Below are 17652 nucleotides of genomic sequence, written 5' to 3' on the forward strand. Positions count from 1 at the left end.
AAGGCCCGTAAAAGATGAATGCGCGCAATTCATGCGCCTTCGCAAACACTAAGGGAAAGCCTGAGGGGATTCGAAGGATTGAAACGACGCGATTCATAGCACTAGGCCATCATTCGCGAAGAAATATACATCTGAGAGAAATTTTCGACAACATAACACCATGCTATTTGTGACCAATAGCACGATTAAATTGTGAACAATATCCAGTTGGCATTCACCACATCGCTGATGCACCGCCCCGCCTCCAAGGGCAAACCGTGCATTAACTGGCTCAGCGAGAGATCTGTCGTCGAAGCATCGCGAAGGGAGGTTGTATTGATAGCACCCAGAAACGACGAAGCCCCCGAAAACTCAAGGTTTTCGGGGGCTTCGACTACTTCGCGTATGGCGGAGAGATAGGGATTTGAACCCTAGGTACTGTTGCCAGTACAACGGATTTCGAATCCGTCCCGTTCGACCACTCCGGCATCTCTCCAATGGCGCGCATCATACCAGCGATTTAGATTCTGGCAAACCTTTTTTTGAAAAAAAATCGCGTGGTATCAGGCGCTTGCGTGAACGTGCCGGTTACAGCGGCACGCCCAGGCGTTTTGCAACTTCTTCGTAGGCTTCGATCACATCACCCAGGCCCTGGCGGAAGCGGTCCTTGTCCATCTTCTTGCGGGTCTCTTTGTCCCACAGGCGGCAGCCGTCCGGGCTGAACTCGTCGCCCAGGACGATCTGGCCGTGGAACACGCCGAACTCCAGCTTGAAGTCGACCAGCAGCAGGCCTGCGTCATCGAACAGCTTGGTCAGCACTTCGTTGACCTTCAACGACAGCTTCTTCATCTCGACCAGCTGCTCGGCGGTGCCCCAGCCGAACGCGACAACGTGGGATTCGTTGATGAAGGGGTCGCCCTTCTCGTCGTTCTTGAGGAACAGTTCGAAGGTGGACGGCTCGAGCTTGATGCCCTCCTCCACGCCCAGGCGCTTGACCAGGCTGCCGGCGGCGTAGTTGCGCACCACGCACTCGACCGGGATCATGTCGAGCTTCTTGACCAGGCACTCGTTATCACCCAGCAGTTTGTCGAACTGAGTCGGCACGCCGGCTTCTTCGAGCTTCTGCATGATGAAGGCGTTGAACTTGTTGTTCACCATGCCTTTACGGTCGAGCTGCTCGATGCGCTTGCCGTCGAACGCCGAAGTGTCGTTACGGAACAGCAGGATCAAGCGATCGGCGTCATCGGTCTTGTAAACCGATTTGGCCTTGCCACGGTAGAGTTCTTCGCGTTTTTCCATGATGGGCTCCGCTTGCTTGAGTTGGTGGGCTAGGCGATCAGGCGCCAGTCGAGCCCATGGTCTTGATTAGCCACCTGGAGCCAGTCCGGGTCGCACCCGAGGGCGTCGACGAAGCACTGGCGGGCCAGGTGTGGCTGGTTGTTCTTGCTGCTGAGGTGGGCCAGCACCAGGTGCTGAAGGTTCTGCCAGCCCAACTCGGCCACCAGGCTTGCGGCCTGGTGGTTGTTCAGATGTCCTTGGCTGCCGCCGACCCGTCGCTTGAGGAACTGCGGGTAATGCCCGCGTGCCAGCAGGTCACGGCAGTGGTTGGCCTCGATCAGCAGGGCGTCGAGGGCCTGGTAACGCTCCAGCAGGTACATGTCGTAACTGCCAAGGTCGGTCAGCATGCCGAAGCGCCGGCGACCATCGCTGATCACGTACTGCAGTGGCTCGTAGGCATCATGCTCGACCCGTGCGGCGCTGACCTGCAGATCGCCGATCTGCAGTGTATCGCCACAGCTGAGAAACCCCGCTACCTCCACCGGCTTGCGCAGGCCACGCAAAGTGCCCTGGCTCATGTAGACCGGTACATTGTAGCGGCGCGCCAGCAAACCCACCCCATGCACATGGTCGGCATGTTCGTGGGTGACCAGCACCGCGCTCAGTTGCGTGGCCGACACCCCGAGCAGCGCCAGGCGCCGCTCGGTCTCCCGCAACGAGAAGCCGCAATCGACCAGGATGAGCGTGTCACCACTGGCGATCAGCGTGCCGTTTCCCTGGCTACCGCTTCCAAGAACCGCGAAACGCACTTAGCCCAGACGGTCCTGGATTGCGCTCAGCACGCGGCGGGCCACATCGGCCGGGGCCACGGTATTGATGTTCTTCTCGACGGTGACCTGGACGTTTTCACCGACCTTGCTCAGGCGTACCTGGTAACGCTCGGCGCGGGCCTCACGCTCTTCCTTGCTCGGTTCGCTGCCGAACAGACGGCTGAGGAAGCCAGGTTCCTTGTGCTTGTCGTCCGGTTTTTCCGACAGGTTGATGTAGTACAGGCCCAGGCTGCGGTTGATGTCCTCGACGCGCCACTCACCCTGCTCCAGGGCACGGCCCACGCCGGACCAGGCACGGTCCAGGTCGGAGCCCAGGTACAGCACCGGGTTGCCGCTGCCGTCCTCACTGAGGCTGACCTGGCTCGGCGCATCAAAATCACGCGCGGCCAGCAGCGACACCGAACCGCCCTTCTCGGCGTTGCGGTTCATGCTGGCGAGCATTTCATCGACCAGCAGCGCGTCGGCGCCAGTGTTGCTCGAAGTGGACGAGAACTCGGGCTCGGCGGTGCTGCCTGCCGGGCGCTCGACGCTGACCACATAGACTTCCGAGGTGTTGCGCTGCACGCCTGGTTCCATGCGCACCCGCACCCGGACTTCGCTGTCGGGGCTGCTGGAGGCGCTGGCCAGACGCTGGCCGAGCGACGCGGAGAGCTCGTCAAAACGCTGCCAGCTGGTGCTGAACTCACCAGTCTGCGGACGCTCTTCGGCAATGCGGAAGCCGTTGTCTTCGAAGAACTGATGGGTCACCGGCCAGACTTCGGCCGGCGAGCGCTGGGCCAGCACCCAGCGGCTGCTGCCACTGCGCTGCAGGCTGAAATCGCTGATGTCGGCTGTTGCCGACAGCGGTTGCGGGCGCGGTACTTCGAACTCGCCAGTGGCGTGATCGTCGGCAACGTTGCGCGGGATCGGCAGCAGCGGGTCCATGCGTTTGACGTTGCTGGCGTCCGGCGGCAGCTGCATCGGCGCGGTGGGCTGCGCCTGCAGGTAATCGCTGCCGCGGTCGCGGAAATAGCCATCCTCGCCCCACAGCCAGCCACAACCGCTGGTGCTGGAGATGATCAGGGCAAGGGTGGAAAGACCAGCCAGTCGCTTCATGCGGTGTACTTCCTCGATTAAACCAGTACGCCGGACTGGCGCAAGGCAGTACGGACTTTTTCGTGACAGCTGTCGCTCAGCCAGGTCAGCGGCAGGCGGATACCTTTGTGCATCAGGCCCATTTCAACGAGCGCCCACTTCACCGGGATCGGGTTGGCTTCGCAGAACAGGTCTTTGTGCAGCGGCATGAGTTTTTCGTTGATCGCGCGGGCCTTCTCGGCATTGCCCTCAAGGGCGGCCTCGCACAGGTCGGCCATTTCGCGCGGGGCGACGTTGGCGGTAACGGAGATGTTGCCCTTGCCGCCCATCAGGATCAGCTCGACGGCAGTCGGGTCGTCGCCGGACAGGACGACGAAGTCGCTGTCAACGCCGTCGAGGATGGCCTTGGCGCGCACCAGGTCGCCGGTAGCTTCCTTGATGCCGATGATGTTCTTGACCTTCGACAGGCGGATCACGGTATCGGCCTGCATGTCGCAGGAGGTGCGGCCGGGTACGTTATAGAGGATCTGCGGGATGTCGACGGCTTCGGCAATGTGCTTGAAGTGCTGGTACAGGCCTTCCTGGGTTGGCTTGTTGTAGTACGGGACTACCAGCAGGCAGGCGTCGGCGCCAGCATTCTTGGCGTTCTGCGTGAGGTGAACGGCTTCGGCAGTGGAGTTGGCACCGGTGCCGGCGATGACCGGGATGCGCTTCTTGCTGTGCTTTACACGCTCGACCACGTGCTTGATGACCAGGATGTGTTCCTCCACATCCAGGGTGGCCGACTCACCGGTGGTGCCGACAGCGACGATCGCATGGGTGCCATTTTCCAGGTGGAAGTCTACAAGTTTGTCGAGGCTGTCCCAATCAAGACGCCCTTGTGCATCCATGGGAGTGACCAATGCCACCATACTGCCCGCAATCATGTAACTGCTCCTGCCGGAAAAAGAGAGCGGTAATGGTACTGGGGGCATCGGCCTTGCACAAGCGAAGCAGGCGGGCGGAGCATTCCCCTTCGCGCCGCTTTTCGCTACCCTTGATCCTTTGATCGGTACAGCGCGGCCCGCCGGGCCGTCGACAGTGCTCCCGGCCTGTGTTCATCGCCATGAAACCGTGGCCGTGCCCCCACGCAAACAGCAGGCTTGTCCCGTCCTGTACCGACCGCTCATCGCTTTAGGAATGCTGCATGTCCACCCCCACCGTTCGCGAACAATTCCTCGTCATCAGCGCCCTGGGCCCCAACCCGATGGAGCTGGCCAATGTTCTGAGCCGCGCAGCTTTCGAAAACCGCTGCGCGGTCGTCACCTCGCGCCTGAGCCGCCACGGCGAAACCAGCGCCCTGGTATTGCAGGTCGGCGGCAGCTGGGATGCCCTGGCGCGCCTGGAGACCACGCTGCCGGGCCTGGCCAAGAAGCACGGCCTGACCCTGGACGTGGTGCGCAGCGCCGAGCAGGAAGTGCGCCCACAGGCCCTGCCTTATGTGGCCTACGTCAGCGCCGCCTATCGCCCGGACATCATCAACGAGCTGTGCCAGTTCTTCCTCGACCACCGCGTCGAGCTGGACGCGATGACCTGCGACACCTACCTGGCCCCGCAGACCGGCAGCAGCATGCTCAATGCCCAGTTCACCGTGATCCTGCCGGCCGGCACCCAGATCAGCTGGCTGCGCGACCAGTTCCTGGACTTTGCCGACGCCCTCAACCTGGACGCGCTGATCGAACCGTGGCGCCCACAGAACCCTGTCTAAGGAAGCCCTCATGGCCGTAGCACTCGACCAACCCGTTGCCGATTTCCAGGTCCAGGCCACCAGCGGCCAGGCCGTCAGCCTCGCCCAACTCAAGGGCCAGCAGGTAGTGCTGTACTTCTACCCCAAGGACAGCACCCCGGGCTGCACCACCGAAGGCCAGGGTTTCCGTGACCAGTACGCGGCGTTCCAGGCCGCCAATACCGTGGTATTCGGCGTATCGCGCGACGGCATCAAGTCGCACGAGAACTTCAAGGCCAAGCAAGCCTTCCCCTTCGAGCTGATCAGCGACAAGGACGAGGCGCTGTGCCAGTTGTTCGACGTGATCAAGCTGAAGAAGCTGTACGGCAAGGAGTACCTGGGCGTCGACCGCAGCACCTTCCTGATCGACAAGGACGGTGTGCTGCGCCAGGAATGGCGTGGGGTGAAGGTACCGGGGCATGTGGATGCCGTGCTCGCGGCAGCCGAGGCCTTGAACAAAGCCTGATACCTCTGTGGGAGCGGGCTTGCCCCGCGATGGCGCCAGCGAGGCCACACCTGTTGCCTGGACAGACGCTATCGCGGGGCAAGTCGCAGCGGCGCACCGCCGCTCCCACGAGTAACCCCTAGAGCATCGCCGTGGCCAGGCATCCAGCACCGCCTTGAACAGCGTCGCCGAGGCCTTGAACAAGGCTTGATACCTGTACTCCGTGGGAGCGGGCTTGCCCCGCGATGGCGCCAGCGAGGCCATAGGTGTTGCCTGGGCAGGCGCTATCGCGGGGCAAGCCCGCTCCCACGAAGCACGCTCCCACGGGTAGCCCCTAGAGCATCGGCGCGACCGATGCCTCCTGCCGCGGCCACGCATCCAGCACCGCCTTGAACAGCGTCGCCAGCGGGATCGCGAAGAAGATCCCCCAGAAGCCCCATAACCCGCCAAACAACAGCACCGCGCAGATGATCGCCACCGGGTGCAGGCTCACCGCCTCGGAGAACAGCAGCGGCACCAGCACGTTGCCATCGAGCGCCTGGATGATCGCGTACACTGCCATCAGGTAGATGAACTGATCGCCCCAGCCCCACTGGAACAGCGCGATCAGGGTCACCGGCACGGTCACCACCACCGCCCCCACGTAAGGCACCACCACCGACAGCCCCACCAGCAGCGCCAACAATGCGGCGTAGTTGAGCCCCAGGCTGATGAAGGCGATATAGGTGGCGACGCCACAGATCAGGATCTCGATGCCCTTGCCACGGATGTAGTTGGCGATCTGCCGGTTCATCTCGTCGCCCACCCGGTTGAGCAGGGCGCGCTCGCGTGGCAGGTAGCCACTGACCCAGCGGCCGATCAGTTCGCGGTCCTTGAGGAAGAAGAACACCAGGATCGGCACCAGCACCAGGTAGATCATCGCGTTGACCAGCAGCGGCAGGCTCGACAACGAGAAGGTCAGCGCCCACTGGCCGAACTTGCCGATTTCACCGCGCACCGATTCGATGGCACGCAGCACCTGCTCATCCGACACCAGGTGCGGGTAGCGCTCGGGCAGCAGCAGCAACAGCGACTGCCACTTGCCCAGCATGCCGGGCAGCTCATTGAACAGGGTGATCAACTGATGCCAGAGCAACGGCACCAGCACCAGCATGAACACCGCCAGGGCGCCCATGAACAGCGCGAACACCAGCCACACCGCCAGCCGTGACGGCACCTTGAAGCGCTCCAGGGCGTTGACCAGCCCCTGCATCAGGAAGGCCAGGACCATGCCCGCCAGCACCGGCGCGAGCATCCCGCCCAACGTCAGCACCACGGTGAAGGCCAGGAACAGCAGGACCGCCAGCACCACTGCCTCCTCATCGGAGAAGTAGCGCTGCATCCAGTCGCGTAGCACTTTGATCATTGCCGATCCTTGAAAGAAAACTCAGGCCTTGCGCAGCCAGTACGTGTACACCCCGGCCTCGGCCGTTTCGTGCAGCAGCGTATGACCGGCAAGCCGGGCAAAAGTGCGAAAGTCGCGTTGCGAGCCTGCGTCGGTGGCGATCACCTTGAGCACCGCGCCACTGGCCAGGCGATTGAGCTCCATCTTCGCCTTGAGCAGCGGCAACGGGCAGTTCAGCCCGCTGGCGTCGAGTTCGGCGTCGCAGGTCAGGGTGTCACTCATCGGGCGCGTCTCCACTGGCAAGGCAAAAAGGGCACTAGGATACCGCCACTGGTCGGCATCGTGCGACCCGGCTACAGTAAGGCTTTTGACCGACGCGAGCTTGTGCATGAATCTACTGCGCCCCACCCTGCTGACGCTGGCCTGCCTGATGGCCCTGCCCGGCCACGCCGACGACCTGCCGTCACTGGGCGATGCCAGTTCCGCGATCGTTTCGCCACAACAGGAGCACCAGCTCGGGCGCGCCTGGCTGAGCCTGCTGCGTGGCAACGTCAACCAGCTGAACGACCCGCAACTCAAGGATTTCGTCGAGACCAGCGTGTACAAGCTGGCCGAGACCAGCCAGGTGCAGGACCGGCGCCTGGAATTCATCCTCATCGACAGCAAGGAACTCAACGCCTTCGCCGCGCCCGGCGGCATCGTCGGGGTCAACGGCGGGCTGTTCCTCAACGCCCAGACCGAAGGCGAATATGCCTCGGTACTGGCCCACGAACTGGCGCACTTGTCGCAGCGCCACTTCGCCCGTGGCGTCGAAGCCCAGCAGCGCATGCAGTTGCCGATGATGGCAGCGCTGCTGGCGGGCATCGTGCTGGCGGCGGGGGGCGGTGGCGACGCCGGCATTGGCGTGATTGCCGGTACCCAGGCGGCGGCCATCCAGGAGCAGCGGCGCTTCTCCCGGCAGAACGAGCAGGAGGCCGACCGAATCGGCATCCAGAACCTCGAAAAAGCCGGTTACGATCCGCGCAACATGCCCAACATGTTCGAGCGCCTGGCGCGCCAGTACCGCTACGACGCCAAACCGCCGGAATTCCTCCTGACCCACCCGGTCACCGAATCCCGGGTGGCCGACACCCGCAACCGCGCCGAGCAGGCGCCGGCGGGCGGCGTCGAGGACAGCCTGCGCTACCAGTTGATCCGCGCCCGCGTGCAGCTCACCTACGAAGGCACCCCGGGCCTGGCCGCCAAGCGCTTCCGCGCCCAGCTTGAAGAGAACCCGCAAATGGACGCCGCGCGCTATGGCCTGGCCTTGGCGCAGATCAAGGGCGGCCAGCTCAACGAAGCGCGGGAGAGCCTTAAGCCGCTGCTGGCCAAGGCGCCCAACGACATCACCTACAACCTGGCGCAAATCGACCTGGACATCACCAACAACCGCCTGGCCGACGCCCAGCAGCGCGCGACACGCCTGCAGGCGCTTTACCCGGGCAACTATCCGCTGAAACAGGTGCGCGCCGACCTGCTGGTCAAGCAGGGCAAGCCGGCCGAGGCGGAGAAAGTGCTGGATGATCTGGTCAAGAGCCGCCCGGACGATCCGGACGTGTGGTACGACGTTGCCGAAGTGCGCGGCCTTTCCGGCAACACCATCGGCCTGCACCGCGCCCGCGCCGAGTACTTCACCCTGGTTGGCGACTTCGACCAGGCCATTCAGCAGCTCGACTATGCCAAACGCCGTTCGGGCAGCAACTTCCCGCTGGCCTCGCAGATCGACCAGCGCCAGCGCGAGGTCATGGAGCAGCAGCGCATGGTCAAGGACATGATGGGGCGCTGATTTACCGCCAGAAAGCATCGCGGGGCAAGCCCGCTCCCACGCCGCCAAGGGTTGGTTTGATGATGCTTCATCAGCCCTGGCTACGTGGGAGCGGGCTTGCCCCGCGATGGTTTCAAGCTTCGGTCAGGCGTTGCCCGACAACTTCAAGCGCGCCGCCTGGGTGAAATCCAGCATGCGGTTGAGCGGCTTGATCGCCTTGGGGATCAGTGCCGGCTCGACGAAGATTTCGTTGCTGCCAGTGCGCAGGCAATCCAGCACACGCTCCAGGGTATTCATGGCCATCCACGGGCAGTGCGCGCAGCTGCGGCAGGCCGCGCCGTTGCCGGCGGTGGGGGCTTCGACGAATTCCTTGTCCGGGCACAACTGCTGCATCTTGTAGAAGATGCCGCGGTCGGTCGCGACAATGAACGTCTTGTTCGGCAGGGTCTGCGCAGCCTTGATCAGCTGGCTGGTGGAACCCACCGCGTCGGCCAGCTCGATCACCGCTTCCGGCGACTCCGGGTGAACCAGGATCGCCGCGTCCGGGTACAGCGCCTTCATGTCGGCCAATTGGCGCGACTTGAATTCTTCGTGGACGATGCAGGCACCGTCCCACAGCAGCATGTCGGCGCCGGTCTGCTTCTGGATGTAGCGACCCAGGTGCTGGTCCGGGCCCCAGATGATGGTCTCGCCGTTGTCCATCAGGCTTTCGACGATTTCCAGTGCGCAGCTGGAGGTCACTACCCAGTCGGCCCGTGCCTTCACTGCGGCGGAAGTGTTGGCGTACACCACCACGGTGCGCTCGGGGTGCTGGTCGCAGAAGTCCGAGAACTCCTTGACCGGGCAGCCCAGGTCGAGCGAGCAGGTGGCTTCCAGGGTCGGCATCAGCACGCGCTTTTCCGGGGTGAGGATCTTCGCCGTCTCGCCCATGAAGCGCACCCCGGCCACGATCACCGTGTCAGCGGGGTGGTTCTTGCCGAAGCGGGCCATTTCCAGCGAGTCGGACACGCAACCGCCGGTCTCCTCGGCCAGGGCCTGGATCACCGGATCGCAATAGTAGTGGGCGACCAGCACGGCATTCTGCTTCTTCAGCTCGGCGGCGATGGCCGCACGGTACTCGGCCTCCTGCGCGGGCGTCAGCGGGTGGGGCTGCTTGGCGTCGAGGTGAGCCTGTACCAACAGGCGTTCGGAAATCTGGGTCATGATCGCAGGACCTGCAGGGCGCGTACGCGCGTCAATCGAGTGTATCACCCGGCCCTGACAGATCGGCTAGCGGTGCCGGACGGCCAGCTGGGCAGGCCCTCGCGGCCCCTCTGCGGGCGCGGATTATTATCGGACGGCGAAGGCTACAGGCAATCGCAGCGATGCAAAAGGGGTTTTTGCGTGGCGGGGCTGAATGCAATCGCGGGGCAAGCCCGCTCCCACAGTGGGAGCGGGCTTGCCCCGCGAAATGGGCCTGGAACCTGCTATCAGCCCTGGGGCTGCAGGGCCGCCAGGTGGCCACTGATGAGCATGGCGAACTCTTCGACGGTCATCTTCTTGCCGTTGAAGTCGACCATGCCATCGGCATACTTCAGGCTCGAAACCACGTCAGTGCCCTGCACCGTGGCCATGCCACTCTGCACCGCCATCATGCCGACCATCTCACCGGCCTGACTGGATTGCTGGGCGATGGCCTGCGCGTCGGTCTCGCCGCCCAGCAGTGCCTGCAAAGTGGCCAGGTCACCGACCATCGGCTTGGACACGCTCAGCTTGCTGTGCAGGCTGCTGACCAACTGCTTGCCCAACTGGTCAGGCGGCAGGTCGAACGAGGTCGGGTTGGCGAAGTCCATGGCCAGGCTGAAGTGGCTCTCGCCGTTGGCAGTCTTGAACGACAGCTTTTCCAGCGCCAACTGCGGCTTGCCGGCCAGCATCTTTTGCAGATCGCCCTGGACCTTGGCCTGTTCTTCAGGGGTCATGTCGAGCGACGGCAGCGCCTGCCCTTCGGCGGCCGCCTGCTGAACCTGCGGCATCTTGGTCTGGTACCACTCCAGCAGTGCCTGCATGGCCTGGATGTCGATGGACTTCATGGTGAAGACCATCTCGCCGCTGCCCACCTTGCGCCCGGCATAGCTGATGTCGGCCACCTTGTACTCCAGGCGCCCGGACAGCTTGTCCTTGGCTTCGCCTTCGGCGCTGTACAGGTTGTTCTGCTGCAGCCCCTTGAGCACCAGCACTTGCTGATCGGCACCGCTGGTGATCTGCGTATCAGCCAGGGCCAGGTCGATGTTGCCGAGGTAGATCATGTCGTGGGCGGACTGACTGAGCTTGCCACCGACCTTGAAGCCGCTGAGCAGGATCTTCACCGGCGTCTCTTGCGCATCGGCGAAATTCAGTTCCAGACGGTCGGCATTGGCGTGAATTTCGGCAGCCTTGCCCTCGCGGTCACCGCTCACCAGCAATTGCATGCCGGAGAAGTCCAGAACCTTTTTGCCATCCTGCTCGAGCTTGACCGGCGCCAGGCGGATATCGCTTTCGACCGTGCCGCCATAGCCCAGGCTGAATTGGCCGGTGACGGGCGCTTTGTCACCCGCCGCAGCGAACCACGACGCGGTGAAATCGTCCTTTTCCAGTGCGCTGTTGCTGGTGGCCATCACCGGCATCAGCTTGAATGCCTTGACCCGCGACCAGGGGAACGGGCCGTGCTCGATCTGGTCGACCACGCCGACGTCGAAGTTCAGCTTCTCGACCTCGCCCAGTTGAATGTCCTTGGCCTTGAGGCGGTAGTGCGCCGTGCTGGTGAAGAAATGCTGCTCCAGCGAAGCCAGTTCGATGGTCATGCTGCCGCCAGTGCCGACCAGGGCTTTCTTCAGCTCTTCGTTACCCTGGGTGATGGAGCGCTCCAGCTCCGCCGGCAGTTGTTTGCCGGTGTACCAGGCGCCAGCGGTGGCTGCGACGGCGATGGCGACGGCCAGGCCGGAAAGGATGCTTACTGATTTCTTCATGAATAGAACCGATTGCTGTCCATAAGGGGCTGCGCGTGGAGGTACGCGAGGACGCGCAGAATACCACTGTCAGGGTGAGCGCATGGCATAGCAGCAGCACACACGCAGGCGAGGCACCGTACCACCGCCCGCCAAATCGTAAATATTTATAGACACGAAAATCCGCACAAAACAGGTAAAGCGCCAAGAAAAGGCCGAAAACCCCTTTCAATGTAGATAAAAAACAACATGACCGGTCAGTCTGTCATGTTTAACTTGACACCCTAATGACCATCGTTTTTTATTTCACCCACCTTGCAAGCGCCCATTCCACGAAGAAGAACAATCGCGCCGCCATCATGCCCAAACGCCCCTGCCCGCACGCGCCGCCTTCCTCGTCCCGGCGCTTGAAGCCCTGACACCCGCGCCCTCTCCGCGCACTTCGCAGCTCCAACATAAAAGGTGAACAACATGGAGCCCACCCGCTCGACCTTGCCGTGCCCGCCGCACGCCGTGCCTGCCGTCCAACGCCAGGAGTACCACGCGCATGCAGCCTGACCACCGCGCCACCGGCAACGGCCAGTTCCGTAAATCCCTGCGCCTCTGGCACGTAGTGATCATCGGCCTGGCCTACCTCACCCCGATGACCGTGTTCGACACCTTCGGCATCGTCTCCGGCATCACCGCCGGGCACGTGCCCAGTGCCTATATCCTGGCGCTGGCGGGCATTCTGTTCACCGCTGTGAGTTATGGCACCCTGGTGCGGCGCTTCCCGCAGTCCGGTTCGGCCTACACCTACACCCAACGCGCGATCAACCCGCACGTGGGCTTCCTGGTGGGCTGGTCGTCGCTGCTGGACTACCTGCTGCTGCCCATGGTCAACGCGCTGCTGGCCAAGCTGTACCTGTCGGCGATGTTCCCCGAGGTACCGGCATGGATGTGGGTGGCCGGCTTCGTCACCGTGATCAGCCTGATCAACATGCGCAGCATCAACCTGGTGGCGCATTTCAACCTGCTGTTCGTGCTCGTCCAGGTGGCGATCATGAGCGTGTTCGTCTACCTCTGCGTGCGTGGCCTGGATCAAGGAGAGGGCCTGGGCACCGCGTGGAGCCTGGTACCGTTCGGCGACGAGCAGACCCAGTTCGCCGCCTTGGCCGCGGGTGCGACCATCCTGTGCTTCTCGTTCCTGGGCTTCGACGCGGTCACCTGCCTGTCGGAAGAAACCCGTAATCCAGGCAAGACCATCCCGCTGGCGATCTTCCTCACCGCGCTGATCGGCGGCGTGGTGTTCATCGGCGTGTCGTACTTCATCCAGGCCTACTTCCCGACCATGCAGCGCTTCCACGACCAGGAAGCGGCGCTGCCGGAAATCGCCCTGTATGTCGGCGGCAAGCTGTTCCAGTCGGTATTCATCGCCTGCACGGTGATCAACACCATCGCTTCGGGCCTGGCGTCGCAGACCAGCGTGTCGCGCCTGCTGTACGTGATGGGCCGCGACAAGGTGATCCCGGCCAGCGTGTTCGCCCGCCTGCACTCGCGCTACAAGACCCCGGTGCTGAACATCGCGATTGTCGGCCTGGTGGCGCTGTCGGCGATCTTCTTCGACCTGGTCACCGCCACATCGATCATCAACTTTGGCGCGCTGGTGGCGTTCAGCTTCGTCAACCTCTCGGTGATCAACCACTGCTACCTGCGCGAGGGCAACCGCCAGGGGCTGGCCAACAAGATGAAGTACCTGGTGCTGCCGACCATCGGCTTCTGCATCATCGTTTCGCTGTGGCTGGACCTGAATGAACACTCGCTGCTGTTCGGCGGTGTCTGGGCGGCACTTGGCGTGCTGTACCTGGGCTGGCTGACCAAAGCCTTCCGGGTTGCGCCACCGAACTACATCGCTGAATGAACCACACCCGACGCCCGCCTGACCGCGGGCGTTCTGTTTTGATCGAGAAGGAAAAGCCCATGTCGCTGCGCCGCCTCTCCATCCAGTGGAAGATCACCCTGCTCGCCGGCCTGTGCCTGCTGGCCATCGTCGCCCTGCTGGTGGCCACCTCGCTCACCCAGGCCCGGCGCAACGCCGAGCAGGTGTTCCAGGCCAACACCGAGCTGCTCGACCGCAGCGCCCGCCTGCGCCTGCAGGCCCACGGCGAAACCCAGGCGCTGCGCATCCAGCGCTACTTCATGGACGCCTACCAGTACGGCAACGGTTTCGCCCGCCTGGTGCAGGCGCTCAAGGCCCGGGGCGGCACCGACCTGCGCAACCAGCTCAACCACGAAGCCCGCGCCGCACTGGCCGGCAACCCCGACCTGATCGGCCTGTACCTGGTGTTCCAGCCCAACGCCCTGGACCAGCGCGACGCCCAGTTCGTCGGCCAGGCCGATGCCGGCAGCAACGACAGCGGGCGCTTCTCGCTGTACTGGTCGCAAAGCAGCCCAGGCGCGCTGGAAACCGAGGCCATGCCCGAGTCGATGCTCGCCGACGCCAGCATTGGCGCCAACGGCTCACCCTACAACCGCTGGCTGACCTGCCCACTGGAAACCGCCAAGGCCTGCGTGCTCGACCCCTACTTCGACGAGATCAACGGCCAGAAGGTGCTGATGACCAGCATTGCCCTGCCGTTGCTCGAAGGCGGCAAGGTGGTGGGCGTGATCGGCCTGGACATCGGCCTGGACAACCTGCAGCAGTTGGCCCTGGCCGGGCGCCAGGAACTGTTCGACGGCCAGGGCCAGGTGAGCATCGTCAGCCCGGTCGGGCTGTTGGCCGGCCATAGCCAGGACGCCCGGCAACTGAGCCAGACCGTGGAGCAGGCCTTCGGCAGCGCCGCCAGCGCCTTTGCCGCTCCCCTGCGCGCCAGCCAGCCGGTCGAGCGCCTGGATGGCGGCATGATGCGCATCTCGCGCCCCTTCACCCCGATCCCCGGCGCCGCGCCCTGGCAGGTGCTGCTGGAGCTGCCGGAGAGCGTGCTGCAAGCGCCGGCGGTAGCCCTCAACCAACGCCTGGACGATCACAACCAGCGCGCCAACCTGACCAGCCTGCTGATCGGCCTGGGCGCTGCCGTACTGGGCCTGCTGCTGGTGTGGCTGACCGCCCGCGGCGTGACTCGGCCAATCCTGGCGGTGGCCGCGCGCCTGAAAGACATCGCCAGCGGCGAAGGCGACCTGACCCGGCGCCTGGACTACGCCCGCGACGACGAACTGGGGCAATTGACCGGCTGGTTCAACCGCTTCCTGGACAAGCTGCAGCCGGTGATCGCCCAGCTCAAAGGCTCGGTGCAGGAGGCCCGTGGCACCGCCGACCAGTCATCGCTGATCGCCAGCCAGACCAGCACTGGCATGCAGCAGCAACACCGGGAAATCGAACAGGTGGCCACCGCCGCCAACGAAATGAGCGCCACCGCCCAGGACGTCGCCCACAACGCCGCGCAAGCCGCCCAGGCCGCACGCGGCGCCGACCAGGCTACCCGCGAAGGCCTGGCCCTGGTCGCGGCCACCCGCCAGGCCATCGACCAGCTGGCCGGCGGCATGGATGCCGCCATGGAGCAGGCACGCTCGCTGGAGAGCCGTGGCGAGCAGATCGGCTCGGTGCTCGAGGTGATCCGCGCCATTGCCGAGCAGACCAACCTGCTGGCACTCAATGCCGCGATCGAGGCCGCCCGCGCCGGCGAGGCCGGGCGTGGCTTCGCGGTGGTCGCCGACGAAGTGCGCAGCCTGGCCCAGCGCACCCAGGTATCGGTGGAGGAAATTCGTCAGGTGATCGAAGGCCTGCAACAGGGCACCCAGGACGTCGTCGGTGCCATGCACGGTGGCCAGCGCCAGGCCCGCGAGAGCGCCGCGCAGATGGAACAGACCCTGCCCGCCCTGCAACGCATCGACCAGGCGGTAACGGTGATCACCGACATGAACCTGCAGATCGCCTCCGCAGCCGAGCAGCAGAGCGCGGTGGCCGAGGAAGTGAATCGCAATGTCGCGGGAATTCGAGATGTGACCGAATCGCTGGCCGGGCAGGCCGATGAATCGGCACGGATCAGCCAGGCGCTCAACCGGCTGGCCAACCAGCAACAGGGCTTGATGGAGCAGTTCCGCGTCTAGGTACGGCTGCGCACTGAAACTTTGAGGGCCGCTCAGCGGCCCAGACAGGTGCCAGCAGACGTTTCTCGAGGCTTTCATTTCCTGTTGACGATCTTTTCACTTCACCTGCTCTAGCGTCGCCTCCTTTAAGCAGCCGCCAGCCTGATGGCGGCTATCTGGCTCCTGAGGCGCACGTGACCACCCCATCCCCCTCCGCTAAAAAAACCATGGACTGGGCAGGCCTCGGCTGGCTCCTGCTGTTTTTCTGGTATTTCTCCGGCGTCACCCAGGCGCTGTTGCTGTTCAGCGGTACCACCGGTTTCGCCGGGTTTCGCGACGCTTTCATCCTCAGCAGCCTGTGGCTGGCACCGGTACTGTTGCTGCCACGCCTGACCCGCGGGCTTGCGGCCGTCATCGGCCTGGTGTTGTGGGCCAGCTCGCTGGTGGGCCTGAGTTACTTCGGCATCTACCATCAGGAGTTCTCGCAGAGCGTGATCTTCGTGATGTTCGAGTCGAACACCGCCGAGGCCAGTGAGTACTTCAGCCAGTACTTCAGTGTTTCGCTGTGCCTGGCACTGCTGCTGTACACGGCGGTTGCAGTGCTGCTGTGGACCCGCATTCGCCCGGTTACCCTGCCTCTGCGCAGCCGCATCCCCGTGGTAGCCTTGCTGCTGGTGTCGCTGCTGGTGCTGCCGTTCTACAAACAGCTCGTCACCCAGCAACGCACCTTTGCCGAAGCCCGCGAGAAGGTCGAACAGCGCATGGAGCCGGCAGTCCCCTGGCAGTTGGTGGTGGGCTACCGGCAATACCGCCAGCAGCTCGACAACATGCAGGAGCTGCTGCAACAGAACGCCGCCCTGCCGCCGCTGCAGAACCTTGCCGACAGCAGCGGCGACACGCCGCGCACCCTGGTGCTGGTGCTGGGTGAGTCCACCACCCGCGAGCACATGCACCTGTATGGCTACAACCGCGACACCACGCCGAACCTCGACGCCCTGGCCGCCAGTGACAAGGGCCTGACGGTGTTCCGCAACGTGGTGTCGCCGCGCCCCTACACCATCGAAGTGATGCAGCAGATCCTCACCTTCGGTGACGAACAGCACCCGGACCGTTTCCTGACCGATCCGTCGCTGATCAACCTGATGAAGCAGGCGGGCTACAAGACCTTCTGGATTACCAACCAGCAGACCATGACCAAGCGCAACACCATGCTCACCACCTTCTCCCAGCAGACGGACGAGCAGGTCTACCTGAACAACCAGCGCAACCAGAACGCCAGCCAGTACGACGATGTGGTACTCGCCCCCTTCGAAAAAGCGCTGCAGGACCCGACGCAGAAGAAGTTCATCATCATCCACCTGCTCGGCACCCACATGGATTACCGCTACCGCTATCCGGCAGATTACGAGCATTTCAAGGACAATGCCGGCGCCCCGGCGGCGCTGTCGCCGGACAAGGTGCAAACCTACAACTTCTATGACAACGCGGTGCGCTACAACGACTACGTGGTATCGAGCCTGATCAAACGGTACGCGGCCACCACGCCGAACGGCTTCTTGCTGTACCTCTCCGACCATGGCGAGGATGTCTACAGCTCCGGCCAGCACGATCGCCTGGGGCGCAACGAAGGCGACCCGACCCGACCGATGTACACCATCCCGTTCCTGCTCTGGACCTCGCCAAGCTGGCAAGCCAGCCACCCACGAGACCTGCAGGCGATGGCCTCGCGCCCTTACAGCAGCTCGCACCTGATCCACACCCTGTCCGACCTGGCCGGGCTGAGCTACGACCGCTACGAGCCCGCCAAGAGCCTGGTGAGCACGCAGTTCAGCCCCAGCCCACGCTGGATCGGCAACCCTTACGTGAAGAACGGCCTGCGCGAATTCGACCAACTGCCCGACAGCAAGGCGCAACACGAGCAAAGCACCGCATCCAGCGACGAGGTAAAGCCTGGCAAAGGCTGACAGAAACAACGCCCATCAAAAAGCCGATACCCGAACAATCAGGTATCGGCTTTTTTGTTGTAACCAGGGCGATGGGGAGAACATTCTCGCGGCAGCGGAAA

Annotated in this window: 13 protein-coding genes, 1 tRNA gene and 2 pseudogenes; 7 read left to right on the top strand and 9 right to left on the bottom strand. The window is 63.6% G+C overall.

Annotated features, from left to right (window positions below; all coding sequences use genetic code 11):
* Window positions 1–385 precede the first annotated feature (385 nt).
* The 5 genes from EJA05_RS21015 to dapA all read right to left on the bottom strand — a co-directional run bounded on the left by EJA05_RS21015 (window position 386) and on the right by dapA (window position 4087).
* Window positions 386–475: transfer RNA gene (locus EJA05_RS21015), tRNA-Ser, on the bottom strand.
* Window positions 476–567: 92 nt separating this feature from the next.
* Window positions 568–1278: a phosphoribosylaminoimidazolesuccinocarboxamide synthase gene (gene purC, locus EJA05_RS21020; RefSeq protein ID WP_103444794.1), complete on the bottom strand. Its 711-nt coding sequence runs from the start codon at window positions 1276–1278 to the stop codon at window positions 568–570.
* A gap of 29 nt (window positions 1279–1307) precedes the next feature.
* Window positions 1308–2066, bottom strand: coding sequence for an MBL fold metallo-hydrolase (locus EJA05_RS21025; protein ID WP_125465127.1), 759 nt, complete (start codon window positions 2064–2066; stop codon window positions 1308–1310).
* Window positions 2067–3182, bottom strand: coding sequence for an outer membrane protein assembly factor BamC (gene bamC, locus EJA05_RS21030; RefSeq protein WP_125859641.1), 1116 nt, complete (start codon window positions 3180–3182; stop codon window positions 2067–2069).
* 17 nt (window positions 3183–3199) lie between these two features.
* A complete protein-coding gene (gene dapA / locus EJA05_RS21035; RefSeq protein ID WP_125859643.1) occupies window positions 3200–4087 on the bottom strand; it encodes a 4-hydroxy-tetrahydrodipicolinate synthase in 888 nt (295 codons plus the stop codon).
* 260 nt (window positions 4088–4347) lie between these two features.
* Here dapA and EJA05_RS21040 point away from each other — a divergent pair, with 260 nt between their 5' ends.
* A complete protein-coding gene (locus tag EJA05_RS21040) occupies window positions 4348–4908 on the top strand; it encodes a glycine cleavage system protein R (RefSeq protein WP_110992325.1) in 561 nt (186 codons plus the stop codon).
* Window positions 4909–4918: 10 nt separating this feature from the next.
* The gene (locus tag EJA05_RS21045) at window positions 4919–5392 is read left to right on the top strand and encodes a peroxiredoxin (protein ID WP_125859645.1); all 474 of its coding nucleotides are present in this window, start codon (window positions 4919–4921) and stop codon (window positions 5390–5392) included.
* A gap of 313 nt (window positions 5393–5705) precedes the next feature.
* On the opposite strand, the gene EJA05_RS21050 is transcribed toward EJA05_RS21045, so the two are convergent.
* Both EJA05_RS21050 and EJA05_RS21055 read right to left on the bottom strand, forming a co-directional pair.
* The gene (locus EJA05_RS21050; RefSeq protein WP_125859647.1) at window positions 5706–6776 is read right to left on the bottom strand and encodes an AI-2E family transporter; all 1071 of its coding nucleotides are present in this window, start codon (window positions 6774–6776) and stop codon (window positions 5706–5708) included.
* Window positions 6777–6797: 21 nt separating this feature from the next.
* Entirely contained in the window at window positions 6798–7037 is a 240-nt protein-coding gene (locus tag EJA05_RS21055) for a sulfurtransferase TusA family protein (RefSeq protein ID WP_110992328.1), read from the bottom strand.
* 106 nt (window positions 7038–7143) lie between these two features.
* On the opposite strand from EJA05_RS21055, the gene EJA05_RS21060 reads away from it, so the two are divergent.
* Entirely contained in the window at window positions 7144–8580 is a 1437-nt protein-coding gene (locus tag EJA05_RS21060; protein ID WP_125859649.1) for a M48 family metalloprotease, read from the top strand.
* A 123-nt stretch (window positions 8581–8703) separates the two neighbouring features.
* On the opposite strand, the gene nadA is transcribed toward EJA05_RS21060, so the two are convergent.
* Together nadA and EJA05_RS21070 are read right to left on the bottom strand one after the other, a co-directional pair.
* Window positions 8704–9762 carry a quinolinate synthase NadA gene (gene nadA / locus EJA05_RS21065; protein ID WP_125465132.1) on the bottom strand — a complete coding sequence of 353 codons (1059 nt, stop codon included), beginning with the start codon at window positions 9760–9762 and terminating at the stop codon, window positions 8704–8706.
* Between the two features lie 266 nt (window positions 9763–10028).
* Window positions 10029–11543 (bottom strand): YdgA family protein, encoded by a 1515-nt coding sequence (locus EJA05_RS21070; protein WP_125859651.1) that lies wholly within the window; start codon window positions 11541–11543, stop codon window positions 10029–10031.
* 526 nt (window positions 11544–12069) lie between these two features.
* Here EJA05_RS21070 and EJA05_RS21075 point away from each other — a divergent pair.
* The 4 genes and pseudogenes from EJA05_RS21075 (at window position 12070) to EJA05_RS21085 (ending at window position 17551) form a co-directional block, all read left to right on the top strand.
* Window positions 12070–13422: an APC family permease gene (locus EJA05_RS21075; protein ID WP_110992332.1), complete on the top strand. Its 1353-nt coding sequence runs from the start codon at window positions 12070–12072 to the stop codon at window positions 13420–13422.
* Between the two features lie 278 nt (window positions 13423–13700).
* Window positions 13701–14750, top strand: a pseudogene (locus tag EJA05_RS28865) (PDC sensor domain-containing protein); the annotation flags it as partial.
* A gap of 345 nt (window positions 14751–15095) precedes the next feature.
* Window positions 15096–15608, top strand: a pseudogene (locus EJA05_RS28870) (methyl-accepting chemotaxis protein); the annotation flags it as partial.
* Window positions 15609–15781: 173 nt separating this feature from the next.
* Window positions 15782–17551, top strand: a complete 1770-nt coding sequence (locus tag EJA05_RS21085; protein ID WP_125859655.1) for a phosphoethanolamine transferase CptA — start codon at window positions 15782–15784, stop codon at window positions 17549–17551.
* Window positions 17552–17652 lie beyond the last annotated feature (101 nt).

This window comes from Pseudomonas oryziphila (assembly GCF_003940825.1).
GTDB lineage: Bacteria > Pseudomonadota > Gammaproteobacteria > Pseudomonadales > Pseudomonadaceae > Aquipseudomonas > Aquipseudomonas sichuanensis.